23 protein-coding genes are annotated in these 21,323 nt (G+C 53.7%); 12 read left to right on the top strand and 11 right to left on the bottom strand.

The window, feature by feature from the left end; genetic code table 11:
- The first annotated feature begins 132 nt into the window (after window positions 1-132).
- Complete coding sequence (locus tag NK55_RS04595; RefSeq protein ID WP_024124622.1) at window positions 133-471, top strand: STAS domain-containing protein; 339 nt, start codon at window positions 133-135, stop codon at window positions 469-471.
- A gap of 27 nt (window positions 472-498) precedes the next feature.
- On the opposite strand, the gene NK55_RS04600 is transcribed toward NK55_RS04595, so the two are convergent.
- From NK55_RS04600 to NK55_RS04615, 4 genes are read right to left on the bottom strand one after another with little or no spacing between them, the layout of a single operon-like run.
- A complete protein-coding gene (locus tag NK55_RS04600) occupies window positions 499-1,560 on the bottom strand; it encodes a 3-deoxy-7-phosphoheptulonate synthase (protein WP_024124623.1) in 1,062 nt (353 codons plus the stop codon).
- A gap of 35 nt (window positions 1,561-1,595) precedes the next feature.
- Window positions 1,596-2,732, bottom strand: a complete 1,137-nt coding sequence (locus tag NK55_RS04605) for an LptF/LptG family permease (protein ID WP_024124624.1) — start codon at window positions 2,730-2,732, stop codon at window positions 1,596-1,598.
- Window positions 2,733-2,734: 2 nt separating this feature from the next.
- Complete coding sequence (gene lptB, locus NK55_RS04610) at window positions 2,735-3,523, bottom strand: LPS export ABC transporter ATP-binding protein (protein ID WP_024124625.1); 789 nt, start codon at window positions 3,521-3,523, stop codon at window positions 2,735-2,737.
- Window positions 3,483-3,929 carry an LptA/OstA family protein gene (locus NK55_RS04615; RefSeq protein WP_024124626.1) on the bottom strand — a complete coding sequence of 149 codons (447 nt, stop codon included), beginning with the start codon at window positions 3,927-3,929 and terminating at the stop codon, window positions 3,483-3,485. Before NK55_RS04615 ends, lptB begins: the two co-directional genes overlap by 41 nt.
- A gap of 60 nt (window positions 3,930-3,989) precedes the next feature.
- Between NK55_RS04615 and holA the strand changes: the two genes are divergently transcribed.
- Entirely contained in the window at window positions 3,990-4,997 is a 1,008-nt protein-coding gene (gene holA / locus NK55_RS04620; RefSeq protein ID WP_024124627.1) for a DNA polymerase III subunit delta, read from the top strand.
- Here holA and NK55_RS04625 read toward each other — a convergent pair.
- Window positions 4,934-5,389 (bottom strand): hypothetical protein, encoded by a 456-nt coding sequence (locus tag NK55_RS04625; RefSeq protein WP_024124628.1) that lies wholly within the window; start codon window positions 5,387-5,389, stop codon window positions 4,934-4,936. The two genes, holA and NK55_RS04625, sit on opposite strands and share 64 nt — an antisense overlap.
- Window positions 5,390-5,602: 213 nt before the next feature.
- Here NK55_RS04625 and NK55_RS04630 point away from each other — a divergent pair, with 213 nt between their 5' ends.
- From NK55_RS04630 to NK55_RS04645, 4 genes are all read left to right on the top strand, one after another.
- Window positions 5,603-6,019, top strand: coding sequence for a hypothetical protein (locus NK55_RS04630; protein ID WP_024124629.1), 417 nt, complete (start codon window positions 5,603-5,605; stop codon window positions 6,017-6,019).
- 60 nt (window positions 6,020-6,079) lie between these two features.
- A complete protein-coding gene (locus tag NK55_RS04635) occupies window positions 6,080-6,403 on the top strand; it encodes a metal-sensing transcriptional repressor (RefSeq protein ID WP_024124630.1) in 324 nt (107 codons plus the stop codon).
- 27 nt (window positions 6,404-6,430) lie between these two features.
- Window positions 6,431-6,724, top strand: coding sequence for a YggT family protein (locus NK55_RS04640; RefSeq protein WP_041429070.1), 294 nt, complete (start codon window positions 6,431-6,433; stop codon window positions 6,722-6,724).
- Window positions 6,725-6,798: 74 nt separating this feature from the next.
- The gene (locus NK55_RS04645; protein WP_255325318.1) at window positions 6,799-7,596 is read left to right on the top strand and encodes a DNA adenine methylase; all 798 of its coding nucleotides are present in this window, start codon (window positions 6,799-6,801) and stop codon (window positions 7,594-7,596) included.
- Window positions 7,597-7,602: 6 nt separating this feature from the next.
- Here the strand turns inward: NK55_RS04645 and NK55_RS12385 are convergent, their stop codons facing one another.
- Window positions 7,603-8,457: a hypothetical protein gene (locus tag NK55_RS12385; protein WP_024124633.1), complete on the bottom strand. Its 855-nt coding sequence runs from the start codon at window positions 8,455-8,457 to the stop codon at window positions 7,603-7,605.
- A gap of 101 nt (window positions 8,458-8,558) precedes the next feature.
- Between NK55_RS12385 and NK55_RS04660 the strand changes: the two genes are divergently transcribed.
- From NK55_RS04660 to NK55_RS04670, 3 genes are read left to right on the top strand one after another with little or no spacing between them, the layout of a single operon-like run.
- Complete coding sequence (locus NK55_RS04660; protein WP_024124634.1) at window positions 8,559-10,313, top strand: M48 family metalloprotease; 1,755 nt, start codon at window positions 8,559-8,561, stop codon at window positions 10,311-10,313.
- Between the two features lie 26 nt (window positions 10,314-10,339).
- On the top strand, window positions 10,340-11,767 hold the full coding sequence (locus NK55_RS04665; protein WP_024124635.1) for a YdiU family protein: 1,428 nt from the start codon (window positions 10,340-10,342) through the stop codon (window positions 11,765-11,767).
- The gene (locus NK55_RS04670) at window positions 11,764-12,954 is read left to right on the top strand and encodes a lipid-A-disaccharide synthase-related protein (RefSeq protein WP_024124636.1); all 1,191 of its coding nucleotides are present in this window, start codon (window positions 11,764-11,766) and stop codon (window positions 12,952-12,954) included. The genes NK55_RS04665 and NK55_RS04670 overlap by 4 nt, the downstream gene beginning before the upstream one ends.
- A gap of 122 nt (window positions 12,955-13,076) precedes the next feature.
- Here the strand turns inward: NK55_RS04670 and psbC are convergent, their stop codons facing one another.
- Together psbC and psbD are read right to left on the bottom strand one after the other, a co-directional pair.
- Window positions 13,077-14,462 carry a photosystem II reaction center protein CP43 gene (gene psbC / locus NK55_RS04675; protein ID WP_024124637.1) on the bottom strand — a complete coding sequence of 462 codons (1,386 nt, stop codon included), beginning with the start codon at window positions 14,460-14,462 and terminating at the stop codon, window positions 13,077-13,079.
- Window positions 14,446-15,504, bottom strand: coding sequence for a photosystem II D2 protein (photosystem q(a) protein) (gene psbD / locus NK55_RS04680; protein WP_024124638.1), 1,059 nt, complete (start codon window positions 15,502-15,504; stop codon window positions 14,446-14,448). Before psbD ends, psbC begins: the two co-directional genes overlap by 17 nt.
- 542 nt (window positions 15,505-16,046) lie before the next feature.
- Between psbD and rbfA the strand changes: the two genes are divergently transcribed.
- Complete coding sequence (gene rbfA / locus NK55_RS04685; protein ID WP_024124639.1) at window positions 16,047-16,427, top strand: 30S ribosome-binding factor RbfA; 381 nt, start codon at window positions 16,047-16,049, stop codon at window positions 16,425-16,427.
- On the opposite strand, the gene NK55_RS04690 is transcribed toward rbfA, so the two are convergent.
- From NK55_RS04690 to NK55_RS04700, 3 genes are all read right to left on the bottom strand, one after another.
- Window positions 16,424-17,311: a sulfite exporter TauE/SafE family protein gene (locus tag NK55_RS04690; RefSeq protein ID WP_024124640.1), complete on the bottom strand. Its 888-nt coding sequence runs from the start codon at window positions 17,309-17,311 to the stop codon at window positions 16,424-16,426. The genes rbfA and NK55_RS04690 overlap by 4 nt on opposite strands.
- A 12-nt stretch (window positions 17,312-17,323) precedes the next feature.
- Window positions 17,324-17,857: a rhodanese-like domain-containing protein gene (locus tag NK55_RS04695; protein ID WP_024124641.1), complete on the bottom strand. Its 534-nt coding sequence runs from the start codon at window positions 17,855-17,857 to the stop codon at window positions 17,324-17,326.
- A gap of 67 nt (window positions 17,858-17,924) precedes the next feature.
- Window positions 17,925-18,623: an MBL fold metallo-hydrolase gene (locus NK55_RS04700; RefSeq protein ID WP_024124642.1), complete on the bottom strand. Its 699-nt coding sequence runs from the start codon at window positions 18,621-18,623 to the stop codon at window positions 17,925-17,927.
- 220 nt (window positions 18,624-18,843) lie between these two features.
- Between NK55_RS04700 and NK55_RS04705 the strand changes: the two genes are divergently transcribed.
- Together NK55_RS04705 and cobW are read left to right on the top strand one after the other, a co-directional pair.
- A complete protein-coding gene (locus NK55_RS04705; RefSeq protein WP_024124643.1) occupies window positions 18,844-20,307 on the top strand; it encodes an FAD-linked oxidase C-terminal domain-containing protein in 1,464 nt (487 codons plus the stop codon).
- Window positions 20,307-21,323, top strand: coding sequence for a cobalamin biosynthesis protein CobW (gene cobW, locus NK55_RS04710; protein WP_024124644.1), 1,017 nt, complete (start codon window positions 20,307-20,309; stop codon window positions 21,321-21,323). The genes NK55_RS04705 and cobW overlap by 1 nt, the downstream gene beginning before the upstream one ends.

Here is a 21,323-nt window from a genome sequence, read left to right on the forward strand (position 1 = left end):
CTCGCTCCACAAAATTTCACAGAGCCCGCCATTTCTGGAGCGAAGTAAAGGGCGGTTATGTGTTTGCTCCCTTGCGAATCTCTGTGAAAAAAGGCTGTATACTAGCGGGGAACTCCTTTCCGTCGTCCTGTTATGGCCAACACTGTCGAAGTGATCAAGCTGTCTGGGGTCTTTGGTGGTCCACAAGCTCAGGAATTTCGTCAAACCATTAGTGAGCTGGTTCAAGGGGGGACTAAAGCTCTATTGCTGGATTGTGGGAATGTTACCTTTATTGACAGTTCTGGCTTGGGTGCTCTTGTTGTGGCCCTGAAAACTGTCCGTGCAGGTGGGGGACAGCTTTACCTATGTAATATTCCCAAACAAATGATGATGCTCTTTGAACTCACGAGCATGGACAAGGTCTTTCAAATCCTCAAAGATGCGGAAGAATTCTTCTCATTGAAGCTACCTCCCCAACAGACCAGTAACTAGCTTCTCTTCCTTTGGGAGGCGATCCGGTTATCTGGCGACCAGTTGGGATCCTACGGCACTCGCCAATTGCTCGAGCATCGTTACTGTTGTCGCAAAGTCGACGCAGGGATCGGTAACACTTTGGCCATAGACCAACTGTGAGAGATCTTTGGGAATTGGTTGATTACCCGCCTTGAGATGGCTCTCGATCATCACACCCGCTAAATAACGGGAACCTTGCTGCACCTGCTGGGCGAGATTCTCACACACTAGCACTTGGCGTTGGGCGTCTTTGGCGGCGTTGGCATGGCTACAGTCTACCATTAGCCGAGGTGTGAGTCCCTTGCGCTCTAAGAGTGCAGCAGCCATCTCGATGTGGGCCGCAGAATAGTTGGGGCCGTCTTTACCGCCGCGCAACACAAGGTGAGTATCAGGATTCCCGGTGGTGGCAACAATACTGGCACGGCCTTCAGCATTAATTCCCAGAAAATGGTGTGACTGCTGTGCCGCGATCATGGCATTAATCGCAGAATCTAAGTGACCATCAGTGCCATTTTTGAAGCCTACGGGCATCGAAAGACCCGACGCCATTTGACGGTGAGTTTGGCTTTCGGTGGTGCGAGCACCAATAGCTGTCCAACTGACAACGTCGGCAATGTACTGGGGAATGATCGGATCGAGTAATTCTGTAGCGGCGGGTATTCCCAAGTTGGCCAAATCCAGCAGTAGCTTGCGGGCGAGGCGTAGCCCAGTGTTGATATCATAGCTGCCATCGAGGTGCGGATCGTTGATGAGGCCTTTCCAACCTACAGAGGTCCGTGGTTTTTCAAAGTAAACCCGCATAACAATTTCAAGACTATCCTGCAGGCGATCGCGCACCCGAGCCAACTTTTCCCCATATTCCAGCGCTGCCTTGACATCATGAATTGAACAAGGCCCCACAATGACGAGTAGGCGGCGATCGCGCCCCTTGAAAATGTCACGAATGCGATCGCGAGTGGTGGCCACAAGGGTAGCTTGGGATTCAGTCAGCGGTAAATCCGCCAGCAGGGTAGCAGGCGTCAACAAGGGTCGCGTCTCAACAACGTGAAGATCAAACGTTTGCGGCATGGATGAGCAATCAGCACTTCTTTCATCATAACTCTCTAGCTGCGATCCGCACGCCACAGTAGGGCGATCGCCACCACCAAGCCAATACTGTGGGGCAACCACGCCGCCGCCAGGGGCGAGAGGGTGCCAATCGTCCCCAGTGCACCGAGGAAAAACGTAAGCACGTACTGACCAAACACCACCGCCACACTAATGCCAAATCCCTGCCGCCCCCGCCGTTGGGAGGGACTGAGGCCAAACCCCACCCCTAAAAGGGCAAAGACCACGGCCAAAAAAGGCTGAGCATGGGACTGAGCCAAATGAACCTTGAGGGCACGCACCAGTTCTGGCTCTTGATCGGGATCGAGACGTTGCAGGGCACGGCGGGTTTGGGTGATCGAGAGCTCATTCACATCTGTGGGCCGCAGTGGCTGGGATTGGGCAGGCCGAGGCAAGCGGATCTCCTGTTGGTCAAATTGCAAGAGATTGCGGCTGACCCCCGTGTGGCTAATTAGATAGGCTATTCCCCGAGAGAGTAACCAGCGACTCTCACGTACATTCCACTCAGCGGATTCAGCACTAATGACCTGAGTCACCTGCGGTTCCGAAAAATCCAAAACCGTGATCCCCTGAATGCGGCTGCCATCAAAGCGATGCCCATAATACAGTCGCCGCACATTCCCGTGGCGATCGTACTCAGGGTAGAAAATATCGGTGCCTGAGCCAAGGGTGCGCTCCTGCTGCAGTAACTCGCGCATGAGTTTTTGCGATTCATACTTGGCGATCGGTACCGCTGTTTCATTCAGCGCGAGGGTCAACCCACTCACAAATAGAGCAAAAACCACCACAGGTATGAGGACACGGGCCAGACAAATGCCCACACTGCGCAGGGCAATCCACTCCCCTTCCTCCGAGAGCCGACTCATCGCCCCCACAACCGCCAGTAGCACAGCCATGGGAAAGACCAAGACCAAGACGGCAGGCAGTTGATAACTAATCAATTGCAGCAAAATCGCTAGGGGCAGTTGAGCATCGGCGACTTGCCGCACCAGATCAAAAATCGTGCCGACGGTCAACGCCAAGGTGGTAAAGACGGTGAGGCCAAAAATAAACCCCGGCAGTAGTAGCGAGAAAAGATACTGATCCAGCTTGGGAAGGGTCGGCAGCCAGATCTGCCGCAGTGCTCTAATCATGCCTAGAAACGAAAATCCTCACCAAGGTAGTATTGCCGCACTTTGGCATCCTGTGCCAATTCCCAGCTATTCCCGGCAGCTAAAATCTGCCCTTCCCGTAAAATGTAGGCGCGGTCAATAATTTCCAGTGTTTCCCGCACATTGTGATCGGTAATGAGAATGCCGATTTGGCGATCGCGCAGCTTCGCAATCATGTCCTGGAGGTCATGCACGGCAATGGGATCTACCCCCGCAAAGGGCTCATCGAGCAGTAAAAAACTGGGGCCTTGGGGACCTGCTGCCAAGGCACGGGCTAGTTCGGTGCGCCGCCGTTCTCCCCCTGAGACTCGCCGACCGAGGGTGTGGGCAATATGGGTCAGCCGAAATTCAGTCAGCAGTTGATCCAAGCGATCGCGCCACTGCCGCCGAGGCACTCCTGTTTCCTCTAAAACCAAGAGAATATTTTCAGCAACCGTCAACTGGCGAAAGATACTTGGTTCTTGGGGCAGATAGCCAATGCCCCGCCGTGCCCGCTGATGTAGGGGAGCATGGGTAATATCCTCATCATCCAGCCATACTCGACCCTCATCCGGTCGTTCAATCCCCGTGGCCATGTAAAAGGTTGTCGTTTTTCCTGCACCATTGGGCCCCAGCAGACCCACCACTTCTCCCCGTGCCACCGAGAGACTGACATGATCCACCACCCAGCGACTGCCATACCGTTTACATACTCCCTCTAGGCGAAGCGTGGTCGGTAGTGCAAACCGCCCGCTAGGGCTGCACAGGTGTAAGAATTTGTTGGTTAGGGTCATCTGGGATCATTAAAATAGATTCGACTTGGCGGCTGGGGGCGGGTAGAGCGACAAATTTTGCTTCCTCAATAAGATAGGTGATGGTATCGGCCCGAAGACTGTTCCCCTGTTGCAAAACATACACATTCCCACTGAGGACAATGCGCCCCTCACGGCTGAAGTATTGTGCCTGTGCCGCCGTGGCCTGAATTTGGCGGGCAGGGTAACGCAGTTGCACATTGCCCTGGGCTGTAATCACCCCCGTGATTGCATTTGCTTGCTGTACATCAGCCAAGATGGTGAGGGCTTGGGAAGGGGTTTGTTGGGAGTCTGCGGGTCGCCAGAAAAGGGGAGCAATTGCTAACCCTACTCCCAGTGTACCTATTACCAAAAGGCGGGATGGCCATCGGGAACAAGATTGCAGCATTTCCTTAAATTCTCCGCCACAATGTCTTTATCCTAGTGGATGAGGGAAAATTTCCGCATCATGCCCGTTTACTTCTACTGGGGGGAGGATCAATTCCAACTCGAGCAGGCCGTCAAAAACCTACGGCAACAGGTCGTTGATCCCCTTTGGGAGGGTTTTAACTTCGAGAAATTTGCTGGGGAGGAGGCCGAAGCTGTTCAAGCTGCGTTAGCACAGGTGATGACGCCGCCCTTGGGAGGGGGCGATCGCTTGGTGTGGCTGGTGAATACGACACTGGGTCAACGCTGTAGTGCGGAACTACTTGCCGATTTAGAACTGACCTTGCCGCAAATTCCCCCGAACTGTCATTTGCTCCTCACCAGTACCCAAAAACCCGACAGCCGCAGTAAAGCTGTCAAGCTGCTGCAGCAGCATGGCAACATTCAGGAATTTAGTCCAATTGCCGCTTGGAAAACCGCTGAGATTGAACAGCAGATCCGTGAGGCAGCTCAACGCTATCAGCTGCACCTGCCCCCGGAAGGGGTACAACTGCTGGCAGCGGCCGTGGGTAATGACAGCCGCCAACTCCACAACGAACTAGAGAAATTGGCTTTGTTTGCGGGCGATCGCCCCCTTACCGCTGAAGACATCACAACCCTTGTTCATGCCACCCAACAAAGCAGCCTCACCCTTGCCAGTACCCTGCTGCGGGGAGATACAGCTGCTGCCCTGACCCAACTGGAGGACTTGCTGCTACAAAATGAACCCCCGTTGCGCCTTTTGGCTACCCTGACGAAACAATTTCGCACCTGGTTGTGGGTCAAGTTGCTCAGCCATGAGCGGGACAATCAACGGATTGCCAAGCTAGCTGAGGTCGGAAATCCGAAACGGGTCTATTTCTTGCAAAAAGAAGTAAACGCTGTTGCTCTGCCTGCCCTTCAGACCTGTTTACAGATTCTCTTAGCCACGGAGTATCAACTAAAGCTAGGGGCTGAGCCAGTGGCGACCCTACGCCAAGGGATGATTCAGCTTTCCTTGGCCTGCTCACGGCGTTCTTGGGGCGATCGCTCTGGGGGCGGTGACAGTTGACTCGAGGGCAGCCGCGAAGGTTTGCGACTGGGACGATTCCACGTTTGCCATGCAGCTTTTACCCCAGCAAAGACACTCCGGGTGGTCACTTTCACCTCTTGGACTTGGCGTTTTGCCGCTGCAATCCCTTGATCCACCTGCTTGACCACGTTCCCAGCACTTTCTACCCCTTGGCTAATGTCGTCGGTGAGATCGCTAATCTCTAGACCCGTCAAGCGAATTGCTTCTAGGGTAGGGGGAAGTTCACGCCCCAAGGTATCAAAGAGCTTTTCAGCACTGCGAGCAGCCCGTGCTAACTCCATAAATGCCGGAATTGCAGCAACCAGAACGGCTGCCAAGCATACGGCCACCAATACCAGTGACACCGCCAACCAAAAAATTGGTTCTGTCACGTTGCTTCGTCCATTGAGTCTTGCAGGGGATGTGTCCCGATACTATCACGACTTCCCTAGGAGCAACAGTTACAGGAGTGAAGCCCAAGGCAGAGGGCCACTGAAGAACTGAGAAATGAGCCGTAATATTCATGCCCAAAACCAAGCGCAACTAGCAAGTTTGCTACAATTGCTGTGCAGCCATTGGTTGCTGTTCCGTGCGAGGAATCATCAATGTCTTTACGCCAGCCGTTGCTCTGGGGAGGTGCCACAATCGTTATCTCTTTGATCAGTTTAGGGGCGGCTGCTGCTCCCTTGCCCAAATGGCGGGAGCGCTTCAACCTGAGATCTCAGCAAGCCCAACACATGCAGGCGATCAACGAACGGTATAGGCAAAAAGTGCAACAGGTGGCATTGAACACGACTAAAGAACACCTAGAGAAATTCTTCGTGGCCGGTGCCCCCACAGCTGAACTTCAGCAACGATTTGACTTGGTGATGAGCTTACAGCAGATGCTGCAACGGAGACGTTTTGCGGCTGCTTTAGGAATCCAGCAAGATCTCACCCCTGCTCAGCGCCAACACCTGGCGGCCATGAATTGCCAACGCTTGGTGAATTTACCCAATCACCGGGGGGTAACCATGCCCTAGTTTGGTTGGCTTCTTGAGGTATCTGCTGATCGTTGGACTGATTGTTTAGGACGGTTTGCCGTGAGCACTGAATCCCATTCTCATTTTTCCCCTTCTGTGCATTCCCATCCCCATCATCACAGTGAAGAATCCCTGCGGGCAATTGTCAATCGGCTTTCGCGGATTGAGGGACATGTGCGCGGCATCAAAACGATGGTGCAGGATAGTCGTCCTTGCCCCGAGGTGCTGATTCAAATTGCCGCCGTGCGGGGAGCATTGGATCGGGTGGCACGATTAATTCTAGATGAACACTTAGATAAGTGTGTTACCCATGCGGCTCAAGAGGGGCGCATTGATCAGGAACTCGCCGAACTCAAAGCTGCCCTTGATCATTTTTTGGGATAATAGTTCGGGATAGCGTAATCAATGCCAATGCCTGCTGTTGTTGTGGTCAATTGGGTACTGGGAATCATCCTCGCCATTTTTACCCTGATCTTTTTGGTGCGGATTGTCCTCACGTGGTACCCACAGATTAGCCTCACCCAAGGGCCATTGAAAGTGATTTACTGGCTCTCAGAGCCGGTGCTGGCACCCACCCGCCGCATTGTGCCGCCTCTCGGGGGAGTCGATATTAGCCCGATTATTTGGGTGGGTATTGTTACACTCCTTCGGGAATTACTCGTGGGGCAGCAGGGGCTGTTGTTCATCCTGTTTCCACCGGCCTAGTGGGAACAGCAACGATCCTCAACCCGAGGCCGTTTCTCAAGTGGGCGGGGGGCAAGTCCCAATTACTGAGCCAAATGGCCCCCTACTTACCTCGTCAATGTCGCTGTTATGCTGAGCCATTTTGTGGTAGTGCAGCGCTCTATTGGTATCTCTTTGGCCAAACCCAGCAAGGGCAGTTTCAATTTCAGCAGGCGCGGTTGAGCGATCGCAATCCTGAGCTTATTAATTGCTACCAAATCGTGCGCGATCGTGTTGAGGACCTGATTCAGAAACTCACAGAATATCGACAACAGCACAGTGAAGCCTTTTACTATCACATTCGGAGTTGGGATCAACAGCAACTTGATCCCCTGACCCGTGCCGCTCGCTTGATCTATCTGAACAAAACCTGTTTTAACGGCCTCTATCGCGTTAATCGTGCGGGGCGGTTCAACGTTCCTATGGGGCGTTATCGCAATCCCCAGATTTTTGATCCTGAGGCTCTGCGTCAGGCGAGTATTGCCCTCCAAGACGTGACGCTGAGTGTGGCCGATTTTCAAGAGGTCTTAACTTGGGCAGCGGCGGGAGACTTTATTTACTTTGATCCACCTTATTATCCTCTTTCCAAAACAGCCAGTTTCACCAGTTACACCGATCAGCCCTTTGGCGAGGCAGAGCAGATTGCCCTAGCTCAGGTTGTCGCTGAGTTGGCTCAGCGGGGATGCTACGTCATGCTTAGCAATGCCTGGGTTGAACCCATGCTGCAACTCTATCGCTGTTGGCGTTGCATTGAACTTAAGGCCAGCCGTGTCATCAACTCCAATGGCCATAAACGCGGTAAGGTTAGTGAACTGTTGGTTGTCACCTATGGTTGCTCAACCCAGGAATTCTGACAAGGCTCATTCAGGGAAGTATTTACCCCGTGTTGTGATCATGACGGCGCCCCGTTCTCGAATCAAATCCTTGGCGGCCCGTTCCAAGCGATAGCCAAAAAAGAGGGGACGAATCTCCTCACTGGCCTCTACCTGAGCCACAAGGTTCAAGAATCGTTCCACCTCTGATTCGGTAATGTTGCTTTTCACCTCTCCTAGCACCAATACAGGACGCCCCGCCACCTGAGCGCGAATCACTAAATCAAACTCATACTCGCCATTGTTGCGCAGGGGCAGGGTGTCGCGATCGCAAAACTCAATCTCTATCCCCCAACGATACTCTAGAATTTCTGGCACTACTTCCAAAGCCAAGTCCTCCAGGGAGCCACCGAGGGCTTCACTGAGACCTCCCACCTGCCGCGCCAGTTGTTTCACTGCCCTTTCTGTGCGCTCTTGGGCAGCAGACAGCCGATCTACAGCAACAGCTAGCTGATCCACCCGTTCTTCAGTACGTTTTTGGGCTTGGGCAAGTTCCTCTACCCGCTCCTCAGTGCGTTTTTGGGCTTGGGCAAGTTCCTCTACCCGCTCCTCAGTGCGTTTTTGGGCTTGGGCAAGTTCCTCTACCCGTTCCTCAGTGCGTTTTTGGGCTTGGGCAAGTTCCTCTACCCGTTCCTCAGTACGTTTTTGGGCTTGGGCAAGTTCCTCTACCCGTTCTTCAGTACGTTTTTGCGCTTGACCCAGATCGGCAACGATTGACTTCAGTTCATTGAAGTCCTTCGCCCTTACGACGTCGTCATAGGCCTCACGAATCACTTCCACCAGTAGATGGGCCTGTTCCGGTGTAAAAGCAGTCCGTAACTTTTCTTCCAGCGTAGATGCCATTGCCTTTGGAATTTGTTGGTACTTTACATTCTAACGACAACCCAATTTGCCGGTTATTAGTGATTAAACTATAAACAATCAGGTGGCTTGAGGACGGTGTGATGGTGAAAGATGGGTTACGCTACTGGCCGCTGGGTATGGCTTTTCTTTTAGGAGTGGGTCTTGAACCCGTCAGAGCAGCGGAGATGTCTCTATCCCCAACTGGTCTAGCAGAAGAGGAGTTGATTGCTCTCATTGAAGCAGACCCCCTTGCCCAAGCTCGCCTGCCACAATCTGAAGGCTCTGCTATCGATCTATTGCCGCTGCCACCCCAGCCCGCCCCAGAAGTTGACCCCCCTCGAAAATCTCCCCCTTCCCTACCGACGACCATTGAGGTCAAGGTTGATTCGCTGCCTTCTCCTGTGGAACCCCCACCAACAACGACTGACAATTCTCCAGAGAATTCTCCAGAGGCCCCAACAACACCGCAACTAACAGCAGAGCAAGCAGTACAGGAGGCGCGTTTAGCACTTCTACGGGAGGGCGATCGCTACTGGCAATTAGGCGAGCTAACCACAGCCCAAACCTACTACCAAAAGGCCAAAGCTGACCTGAATGTCCCACCACCCCGTGTCACACCTCCCGCTGTACTGGAAATTAGTCAACTGCCCCCTGCGGCCCAAGTCTATTGGCGAGAAGTTCAGTCTGGCTCCCAACTTTACAGTGCCCAAGCAGTGCCGCTGCAGCTCTTGGTGGAACAATTTCCAGAGTTTATTCCCGCTCAAGTGCGGTTTGCCGAGTTTCTAGCTCAGCAGGGTTCCCTCAAAGAGGCCTATGCCCATCTAGAGAAGGCCGCTAGTCTCTACCCAGATCAGCCGGAGATTCAACGTAGTCTGATCACAATCTACGATCGCCAGCAGCAGTGGCTGGAAGCAGCTCTTGCCGCCCAGCGGTTTGCCCTCCTGAATCCTGATCATCCTGCTACACCAGAATTTGAGCAACTGGCCGCAGAGCGCATGCAACGATTCCGGCGCCGTCTTCAAGGGCAATTGCGCGAAGGCATGGTTATGGGTGCCCTCACCGGCCTAGTCGGTGTCGCCCTCACGGGCAATCCCCTGCTGTCTTTGAACTCGATTCAAATGATGACCTTGATGATGCAAGGGGAGTCTGCCCTAGGCCGCTCAGCGGCGCGGAATATTAGCCGCCAAGTCAAGCTCCTTGAGGATGCGGAAGTACAGACCTATGTCAATCAAGTTGGGCAGCGCCTTGCCAAAGTGGCCGGTCGCAATGAATTTGAGTATGAATTTTTTGTGATAAAAGACAATGATCTCAATGCCTTTGCCCTTCCCGGCGGCAAGATCTTTATCAACTCTGGTGCAATTCTCAAAGCGAATACCGAAGCGGAACTTGCAGGATTACTTGCCCACGAAATTGCCCATACAGTCCTCTCCCACGGTTTTCGCCTGATGACCCAAGGCACGGCCACTGCCAACTTGACGCGGCTATTACCCGCTGGTGGCTATGTGACAGGGATTCTCGTGACTAGCTATAGTCGTGAAATGGAGCGAGAGGCCGATATTTTGGGCACGCAGATTCTCGCAAGGGCAGGCTATGCCGCTGATGGCCTACTTAACCTAATGCACACCCTCAAAAAGGAATACCGCCATCAGGAGCCACCGCTACCGTGGTTTTCCACGCACCCTCCTACTAATGAGCGCATTCGCTATATCCGTGGTTTGATGCGCGATCGCGGGTACACCCCCTTTGCCTTTGAGGGGGTCGAACGGCATCAACAAATTCAAGCGCACTTGCGTACCCTGGTGGATTCCCCTAATCCCCCAAAATCCAAAGGGGAAACTGCCAAGACACTCCAATAGCTCTGAACGTTTTGAATATGTTTTGAATGTCTCGACACCGTTTTCAAGCCCTTGAGTACGAACCCGCGTTTCTTTCCCTAGGGGAAGAGTACTGGGACGAGGTACAGGCAGCAACATTTCCGCGGCATATTCTGCGTTTTCGCAATGATGCTCTCTTACCCTTGATGGGCTTAGATCCTGCTGAAGTCACGGATGTCGATTTTATTGCAGCCTTTGGCCAGTTTCAGGGGCGAGAACCCTTTTTGGCGATGCGTTACCACGGCTATCAGTTTGGGGAATATAACCCCCGTTTAGGAGATGGTCGCGGGTTTCTCTATGGCCAGTTTCGCGGTGGAGATGGTCAACTGTATGACCTTGGCACAAAGGGTTCTGGCACCACCCCCTATTCGCGAGGCGGAGATGGTCGCCTTACATTAAAAGGGGGTGTCCGTGAAGTTTTGGCCAGTGAACTGCTGCATCGCTTGGGGGTGCGTACCTTTCGCAGTCTCAGTTTAGTGGAAACGGGGGAATCCCTGTGGCGAGGGGATGAGCCATCGCCGACACGATCAAGTGTCTTGGTGCGCCTTGGGCGCTCCCATATTCGCTTTGGTACCTTTGAGCGGCTCCATTATCTGCGGCGACCAGACTTGATTCAACGGTTGCTCGACCACGTCATTCACTACTACTATCCCCATTTGCTAGAGATCCGAGACCCCAAGGAACGGGGTTGTGTCTTCTATCGTGAACTGGTGGCACGCACAGCGGATCTGGCGGCACAGTGGTTGGTGGCGGGATTTTGCCATGGTGTTTTGAACACCGATAATATGGCCATCACGGGTGAAAGTTTTGACTATGGTCCCTATGTTTTTTTGGAACGGTATGATTTAGGATTTACGGCGGCCTCCTTTGACTACTATGGCCGATATGCCTATGGCAATCAACCGGCAATTTGTGCTTGGAATCTGGAGAAACTGCAAGTCCCGCTGTCTTGGGTCATTCCCCTTGAGGAAATGGCAGCAGCGCTGAAAACCTTTGGGGATCGCTGTCAAACCACCTACTTGAAACTGATGCTCAAACGCCTCGGTTGGGCAGATCTTCCCCCAGAGCTTGGCCGTTCCCTCGTAGCGGCGACCCAAGCTTTCCTCAGTCGCAGCATCATCAGTTATCCTCAATTCTTTATCAGCTTGCGGCAGGAATTTTCCCCAGAGTGGGCTGCCGATGTGGGTCATTTCTTTTCGGGAAGCCTAACCCTGACACCCGCTGATCAGAAATTGCTAGAGGCTTGGAAAAGATGCTACTTTGAGCTATTGCAGCAGGCAACTCCACCACAGCGGGCAGCGATTCCCCAGACCCTACGGGCAGCCAACCCCCTTGTCATCCTCACTCGCCCCCACATCGAACAGATTTGGCAAGCCATTGATCAGGAGGATGATTGGTCGCAATTTACGGCAACTCTTGAGCTAATGCAAGCATGAAGCGACTCCTTTGCCTCAGTAATGGTCACGGTGAGGACGCGATCGCCAGTGTCACTTTACAAGCCCTGAAACAGCGTTGCCCAGATATAAATGTAATGGCGTTGCCCTTGGTGGGCTTAGGGTCTGCCTATACTCGGCTCGGTATTCCGCTGTTGCACGCAGGAAAAGTCCTGCCCTCCGGTGGGTTTATCTACATGGATTTACGGCATTTATGGCGGGATCTCAAGGCTGGTTTGCTGGGACTTTTAGGATCGCAGATTCGCACCCTCCAAGCTTGGCAGCAGTTGGGAGGGCATCTTTTGGCGGTGGGGGATATTGTGCCATTATTGCTGGCCTATGGCAGTGGCGGCACCTACAGTTTTATTGGTACTGCCAAGTCTGACTATTACCTTTACGATGGGACGGGGCGCCCCTATGGCTGGGGAATGGGTTGGGCAGGCAGTGACTATCTTCCCTGGGAACGGTGGTTGTGGCGATCGCCCCGCTGTCGAGGCATTTTTATCCGCGATGAGCTAACCGCCAAAGGGCTGCGGCAATTGGGTTACACCGTTCACTACTGTGGCAATCCAATGATGGACTTAGTGATGCCCCCCCCTGGGCAATCCCCCTTTACCACTAGAACTATTGTGCTGCTGCCGGGGTCTCGTGCCCCCGAGGCCTACCGCAATTGGCAACACATTCTAGGGGTACTGACACCCCATCAGGATCAGCCCCTGACATGTCTTGCCGCTGTGAGTCCCAGCCTTGATTTACAGCTTCTTGAGCAGAGTCTGAAGGGTTGGCAACCGATAGCCAGTCCATTACCCAAGACCACCGCATGGCGGTTGGGTCAGCAACAACTAATCCTAAGTTCACACCACTTTCGTGAATTTTTACACTGGGCAGAAGGGGGTATTGCCCTTGCTGGAACCGCAACCGAGCAGTGTGTTGGCCTCGGCAAGCCAGTCGTTACATTTGCCGGTGAAGGTCCTCAGTTTACCCGTCGTTTTGCCCGCCGTCAAAAACGCCTACTGGGGGAGTCCATCTTTTTTCTAGATGATCCCCTAGAAGCCCTCCCTACCCTCTGGGGTATTTGGCGAGATTCTGAGTTACTAGCTCGAATTGCCGCTAACGGTGTCGAGCGTATGGGGCGTCCAGGAGCGAGCGATCGCATTGCTGCCCAACTTCTAGAAATACTCACCGATTAAGTCTTCAGTGACACTGCCATATTCCCCGAAGGGGATGGGTATTCTGGCGCCGCTCTACAAAAAAAAGACCCCCATCGGTCAATGGGAGTCAAGAGGTGCTAAGTAAGAATCGGTGAGCTGCCCTAATCTAGGCTAGGCATCGAGAGCACGGGTTCAGACTCACGGTCAATCCCCTTCTCAAAGCCAGCCGCTGCCGCCCGGGCACGCCCTGCATGCCATAGGTGACCCACCAAGAAGAAGAAGGCCAGAACAAAGTGGGAGGTTGCTAGCCAAGAGCGGGGAGACACGAAGTTCACCGAGTTAATTTCGGTGGCCACACCACCCACAGAGTTGAGAGAACCCAAGGGAGCGTGGGTCATGTACTCAGCGGCACGACGTTCCTGCCAAGGCTGAATATCATTTTTGATCTTGTTCAGGTCAAGACCATTGGGACCACGCAGGGGCTCCAGCCAGGGACCACGGAAATCCCAAAAGCGCATTGTTTCACCACCGAAGATAATTTCACCAGTGGGAGAGCGCATCAGGTATTTGCCAAGACCCGTGGGACCTTGAGCCGAGCCAACATTGGCTCCCAGCTTTTGGTCGCGGATCAAGAAGGTCATTGCCTGCGCCTGAGAGGCCTCCGGACCCGTAGGGCCATAGAATTCACTGGGATAGACCGTGTTGTTGAACCAGACAAAGCAGGTGGCAATGAAGCCCATCATGGAGAGGGCACCTAAGCTATAGGAAAGATAGGCTTCTCCAGACCAGATGAAGGCACGGCGTGCCCAACCGAAGGGGGTCGTCAGGATGTGCCAAATACCACCGGCAATGCAGATCAGACCGATCCAAATGTGACCACCGACAACATCCTCAAGGTTATTGACGCTGACGATCCAGCCCTCACCCCCAAAGGGAGACTTCAGCAGATAGCCAAAGATGACCCTTGGGTCAAGGGTGGGGTTGGTAATGACGCGGACATCGCCGCCACCGGGTGCCCAGGTGTCATAGAGACCACCAAAGAACATGGCTTTAGCCACCAGCAGTAGGGCACCAATACCAAGGACGATCAGGTGGAAACCAAGGATCGTCGTCATTTTGTTTTTATCTTTCCAGTCGTAGCCAAAGAAAGAGGAGTATTCCTCAAGGGTTTCAGGGCCACGAATCGCATGGTAAACCCCACCAAAGCCGAGAACGGCAGAGGAAATCAGGTGTACCACTCCAACCACAAAGAAGGGGAAGGTGTCCACGACTTCCCCACCAGGGCCAACACCCCACCCAAGGGTGGCAATGTGGGGGATGAGAATGAGCCCTTGCTCATACATTGGCTTCTCGGGAATGAAGTGAGCCAACTCGAACAGGGTCATGGCACCGGCCCAGAAAACAATCAGGCCAGCGTGGGCGACGTGGGCACCCAAGAGTTTGCCGGAGAGATTAATTAGACGAGCATTACCGGCCCACCACGCGAAACCGGAGGATTCTTGGTCGCGATTGGTGGCAAAAATCGAATTACTAGAGAGCGTTACCACGGGGGAGTACCTCTTCTGGGAAAACAAAGTTTTCATGGGGTTGGTCTTGGGGCGCCATCCAAGCACGGATGCCCTCGTTCAATAGCAGGTTCTTCGTGTAGAACGTCTCAAACTCAGGGTCTTCCGCGGCCCGAATCTCCTGCGAAATGAAGTCATAGGACCGCAGGTTCAACGCTAGACCCACCACGCCAATCGCACTCATCCACAGCCCCGTCACCGGCACAAACAACATGAAAAAGTGCAACCAGCGCTTGTTCGAGAAGGCAATGCCAAAAATTTGGCTCCAGAACCGGTTTGCCGTCACCATCGAGTAGGTCTCTTCCGCCTGTGTCGGGCTAAAGGCTCGGAAGGTGCTGGCACTCTCCCCATCTTGGAAGAGGGTATTTTCCACTGTGGCGCCGTGGATGGCACACAACAGGGCACCCCCCAGCACACCGGCTACCCCCATCATGTGGAAGGGGTTCAAGGTCCAGTTGTGGAATCCTTGGAAAAATAGCAGGAAACGGAAGATGGCGGCAACCCCAAAGCTGGGGGCAAAGAACCAGCTGGATTGCCCCAAAGGATAGATCAAGAAGACGCTGACAAAGACGGCAATGGGGGCACTGAAGGCAATGGCGTTGTAGGGACGGATGCCCACCAGGCGGGCAATTTCAAACTGCCGCAGCATGAACCCAATCAGACCAAAGGCGCCGTGCAGGGCAATAAAGGTCCACAGACCGCCCAGTTGGCACCAGCGGGTGAAGTCCCCTTGGGCTTCAGGGCCCCACAGCAGGAGCAGGGAGTGCCCCATGCTGTTGGCGGGGGTGGAAACGGCAACGGTCAGGAAGTTGCACCCTTCCAGGTAGCTGGAGGCCAGGCCATGGGTGTACCAGGAGGTAACAAAGGTGGTACCGGTCAGCCAGCCCCCCAACGCCAGGTAGGCGCAGGGGAAAAGCAGGATGCCTGACCAGCCGACAAAGACAAATCTGTCCCGTTTGAGCCAGTCGTCGAGGATGTCAAACCATCCCCGTTCTGCTGGCGCTCGTCCAATCGCGATCGTCATGGAATTAAATCCTCTTGCAGATATAGATGCCAGATTTAGAACCTTACAGTTGCTGGTAGGGCGTTATCAGCTCCTTAAAAATTTAAGAGCGATCGCTCCAGCATCCTGTTAATTTGGCTTCATAAATAAGAAACCCATCCCTCGCTAAGGCTTGAGCTAGTAGGTAGTTTTACCTAGTTGCTGTTGGCGCCCACCAAGGGTAGGTTAAGCACCCCATCAGCATTTGCTGTGGGAGAGCTATATTAACGTGATAGCGGAATTCTTACAAAATATCAAGGTGATTGTTGCCTAGCTTCTCAGGTTTCTCATTTTTGAGCAAGGGTCCCAAATTAGCAAGATTAGCAAGACAGCAGAAAATTGAGGCTTCAACCTAAACAGAACACCAGCAGGAAATATTAAGTATTGTAACCCTGCTGGCAGCGGTTACTGCTCCAGAGGTCTTGAGCGATCGCCCCCAAACCAGAAACAGAGGAATAGCTATCCTGATAAGATTAGGAGAGGTGCAGGATAGTCTTTGCCAACATGAGAAAAGGAGGCCCGCCATGGCGACTGAACGACGGGTGGCACGGGTAGCAGAATTAATCAAGCGGGAAGTCAGCCAGTTGTTAATGTATGAAATCCGCGATGAGCGCGTGGGAGCAGGCATGGTCAGTGTCACCGCTGTGGAAGTTTCCGGTGATTTGCAGCACGCCAAGATTTTCGTCAGTATCTACAGCACTGATGAGGTACGGCGCTCAACGATGGCGGGATTGAAAGCGGCTTCGGGCTTTGTGCGGCGGGAATTGGGGCAGCGCATTCGCCTGCGGCGGACACCTGAGGTTGTGTTTATTGAGGATCGATCGCTCGAACGGGGCAGTCGCGTTCTTTCGCTGCTCAATCAAATTGGGCAACAGCAGAGTACCTCAGAAGCCCCAGCGTCTTAAGTGCGGCCTGGTCTTGTGGGAACGGATGCAGTAAGATAGTGCCTCGGCAGCAGGGAGGAGCTTTTGCTGCGCTGGGGCGGTGCCAGTAGGGTTTTCAGGATCACGAAGGCCGCAATGCCAATTAAGAAGTAACCAAAGCCCTGCTGAAGTCGCTTGGCAGAAATGCGATGGCTGAGATAACTCCCGACAACAGAACCACCAGCGGCTGCCAAGGTTAGTGTCAGGGTCAAGCGCGGATCCAAGGTAACAGTGCCCAGGTAGCCCCAAACCGCCGCCACCGAATTAATAGTAATAATCAGCAGTGAGGTCCCGATTGCCTGCCGCATTGGAATTTTTCCCAATAAAACAAGGGCGGGCACAATGGCAAACCCCCCACCAACCCCCACCAACCCCGTTAGAACACCCACACCTAGGCCTTCAGTGGGTAGCCACAGCCAACAGTACTTACATACTGGGGGGGCATAAAGCTGGCTTTCAAGGGAACTTTCCGGCGGGGTTAGTTCAGGGGCAGGGGGACGCTGTTGCCGCCGAATCATTAAAATAGCCGCTACCATCATGGCAACGGCAAAGAGTAGGAGTTGCACCGTATCGGTAATCCAGGGCAAGGCTGCCAGGCGTGCTCCCAGGTAAGCACCCACCATGGTTGCCGAGCCAAAAATCAGAGTTAGACGCAGGTTGACGTAGCCGCGCCGCCACTGGGGGATCACCGCCAATAAGCTGACGCTGCCGACAATCACAAGCGTCATCGGAATCGCGACTTTGGTTTCAATGCCCATGACATAGACCAGTACTGGCAGGGCAAGGACAGAACCGCCGCCCCCCAATAGACCCAGACTCAAGCCGATGGCGATCGCTAGACCATGCCCTATCCAGTAGCTCAGCATGTGCTATTTCACCTAGGGACGATTGAAGGGCAGCAGTACCAATACCCGCCCTAGGGCACAAATACCGGTGATACCGGCAAAGAGCAAACCAGCACCGACAAAGCCCGACAGGAAGAAGAATGCCGGATTGACGGTAAAGCCTAAGATCACGCCGGTGAGAATCAGGCTGCCAGCCACAATTTGCACCTGCCGCATCAGGCTAATGGGGGCACTAGCCGCACCCTTGACCGGATAGCCCCCCTGTTTCCAGCGTTGAATGCCCCCTTCAAGGTTTTTCAGGTTTTTCCAGCCTCGACGGGCAAGGGTTTCGTAGGCCATGCCCGAGCGCCGGCCCGATTCACAGTAGAGCACCACAGGAGTGTTAGAGCTACAGGGGGGTTCAAGTTCCTTGACATTCGCCAAGGGACAGAGCAGCGCCCCCGGAATATGGGCACTGTTGTATTCGCTTGGCTCACGCACATCAATCAGCAGTACCTGTTGTCGTTGCAGGGCCTCGTGGAGTTCAGCCGCGGAAATGAGAGGAGACTCAGTCGTTGTTGTAGTCATCGTCGTTGGTTCTCAAGTAGTTACTTAGGGTTAGCTAACAAGACGGGAGCGATCAGGAATCAAAGAGCTAAACGGCAGCGGCAACCATGCCACACTGTTGGTTAGCGGGCACCGCTTCCATGATTTTCTTGGGATCGGGCAGGTTCAGATTGGCCATGAATTCAATGAACTGCTGGCGATCGCGACCGACAAAGCGAGGATTAAAACGTTTTTCCTCACCAATGGTGGAAACAGTGTGACCGCGATAGTCATGGCCGGGATAGACCAAGGTAGTGTCTGGGAGTGTAAAGAGCCGCTGTGTTACCGCATCATACATCGCACCCGCATCACCACTTTGGAAGTCAGTGCGCCCACAGCCACGGATAAAGAGAGAATCCCCCGTCAGCAGGTGGGTGCCATTCACCAAAAAGGCCATGTGGCTATCGGTATGCCCCAAGGTGGCGATCGCCTGAATCGGGATGCTACCGACGTGAATCACTTCACCGTCTTTAATATAGCCATCGGCACAATCCACATGGGCATTTTCAGGTACCAGGGTTTTGCAGCCCGTGCGTTCGCGGACTTTGCCCGCTCCGGTAATGTGGTCGGCGTGGACATGGGTTTCGAGGCAATAGCGCAGTTTCAATCCCAATTGCTCAATTAACTGCACATCGCGATCCACCTGCTCAAGGACGCTATCGACCAAAGCGGCCTCACCCGTGGCTTCATCGGCAATTAGGTAAGAATAGGTCCAAGTGTCATAGTCAAAGAGTTGGCGAAACAGCATAGCGGACTCCTTTATTGGGGTAAAGCGTGAGGGGACTCGTTTAGCCTAAAAACTAGACTTAAAGATTAAAGACTAGACTTAAAACGGTAACTACTTCAGTCTAGTTGATCTAAACATAATTTTATAACCATTGAGTAAACAAATGTCAAATCCCCCCCGTCCCCATTTTTTCAAGGGGAACCCATCTAGGATAAAAGAAAGTGGTTTCAGAGCACTGGGGATGTTCACACTACAGCAAATGACGCCTTGGCAGCGGGTAACGGAGGAGCTAACAGCCATTGTCGGCAAGGGCAGCATCATCAATGACGCAGCCGCAGCCCTTGTGTATGAATGCGATGGCCTCTCCATGTATCGGCAGCGGCCAAAGTTAGTGGTGTTACCAGAAACCACTCCCCAAGTCTCCGCCATCCTCAAAGTGTGCGATCGCTATCGGATTCCCTTTGTTGCCCGTGGCTCAGGGACGGGGCTCTCCGGAGGTGCTTTGCCCCACAGTGAGGGGATTCTCATCGTCACTTCTCGCATGAACCAGATTTTAGAGATTGATCTGACCAATCAGCAGGTGGTGGTGCAGCCGGGGGTTATTAATGCATGGGTGACCCAAGCCGTTGCCGATCAGGGCTTTTACTACGCCCCCGATCCCTCCAGTCAAATTATTTGCTCCATTGGTGGCAACGTGGCCGAAAACTCTGGGGGCGTTCACTGCCTAAAGTATGGTGTGACCACAAACCACGTCCTAGGCCTCACAGTGGTTTTGCCGAATGGGAAAATTGTCGAATTGGGTGGGGCTGCCCCCGAAATGCCCGGCTACGATCTCATGGGGGTTTTCGTTGGCTCTGAAGGCACTCTCGGTATTGCCACGGAAATTCGGCTGCGGATTCTCAAACAGGCGGAGGCGATCGCTGTGCTACTAGCAGACTTCACCACAATTGAAGCAGCAGGGGAAACCGTTTCTGCCATTATCCGAGCGGGGATCATTCCTGCGGGCATGGAAATTATGGACAACCTCAGTATCAACGCCGTTGAAGATGTGGTGGCCACCAATTGCTACCCCCGTGATGCTGGCGCTGTGCTGCTAGTGGAAGTGGATGGCCTAGACGTCGAAGTGCCCATTTTGCAGGAGCGCGTGATGCGCATTTGCTATGAACAGGGGGCACGCCATGTGACGGTTGCCACCGAGGCCGAAGATCGCCTCCGCCTTTGGAAGGGTCGCAAAGCTGCCTTTGCCGCTGCGGGTCGCCTGAGTCCCAACTATTTTGTCCAAGATGGGGTCATTCCCCGCAGTCAACTGGCCACTGTCCTGAGGGAAATTGAACAGCTCAGCCGCCGCAGTGGTTATCGCATTGCCAATGTTTTCCACGCGGGGGATGGTAATCTGCATCCCTTGATTCTCTATGATCAAGCGGTCCCCGGCGCCCTTGCGGAAGTGGAGGCCTTGGGGGGCGAAATTCTCAAACTCTGTGTACGCTTGGGGGGCAGTATCTCTGGAGAACACGGCATTGGCAGTGATAAAGCCTGCTTTATGAGCGAAATGTTTAGCCCAGCAGACCTAGACACGATGCAGCAGGTGCGTGCCGCCTTTGATCCAAAACGTCTGGCCAACCCCGAAAAGGTCTTTCCGACACCGCGAACCTGTGGTGAAGCCGCTCATCAACTTCAAGACTTTCCCAACATTGAGGCATTTTAATGCGTACAAAAATTCCAGTTACGATTATCACCGGTTTTCTCGGCAGTGGTAAGACGACTCTCATTCGGCAGTTACTTCAGAATGCAGCGGGCAGGCGCATTGCCGTGATTGTGAATGAGTTTGGCGATGTCGGTATTGATGGCGAGTTGTTACAGGCCTGTTGCGATCGCACAGCGGGCATCTGGGAACTCACCAATGGCTGTCTGTGTTGTACGGTGCAGGAGGAATTCTTGCCAACGATGCAGACCCTCTTGGCGCGGCGGCAGGAGATTGATCACATTGTCATTGAAACGTCGGGACTAGCATTGCCCAAGCCCTTAGTCATGGCCTTCCGGTGGCCGGAGGTGCGCCATGCCGCCACCGTTGATGGCGTCGTAACCGTTGTGGATGGTGTTGCTTTGGCAGCGGGCCAAGTGAGTGCAGATTTAGAGGCGCTCTTTGCCCAGAAAGATGCGGATCCCAGTTTGCAGCATGAAGATACGCCCCTTGAGGAACTCTTTAACGATCAACTGGCCTGTGCTGACTTGGTTATCCTCAACAAGGCAGATCAACTGACCCTCGATCAGGTACAGCAATGCCTGAGGGAACTCCGCCAGCAACTCCCGCCCCGGATTAAGCTTCTGGCAGCTCAGCAAGGACAGGTGCCCGCAGATCTTTTGCTGGGATTTAATGCAGCGGTGGAGGAGAACTTGGGCCAGCGACCTAGCCACCATGACGTTGAGGAGGAGCATGATCACGACGCAGAGATTCAAGCGGTTTGTTTAGAGTTGGGGGCTTGGGATCTGCAACGCCTACGTGAATCCCTGGAGCGATTGCTGCAAGTACCCGACATTTATCGCGTCAAGGGCTTTGCAGCCATTGAGGGCAAGCCGATGCGTCTGGTGGTACAGGGGGTCGGTCAGCGGTTAGACGTGTTTTACGATCGCCTGTGGCAAGCGGCAGAGTCACGTCAAACCCGCCTTGTGGTGATCGGTCGTCAGTTGGATCAAAAGACGTTGCTATCCTACTTTGCCTAG

It is taken from the genome of Thermosynechococcus sp. NK55a, from assembly GCF_000505665.1.
Lineage (GTDB): Bacteria > Cyanobacteriota > Cyanobacteriia > Thermosynechococcales > Thermosynechococcaceae > Thermosynechococcus.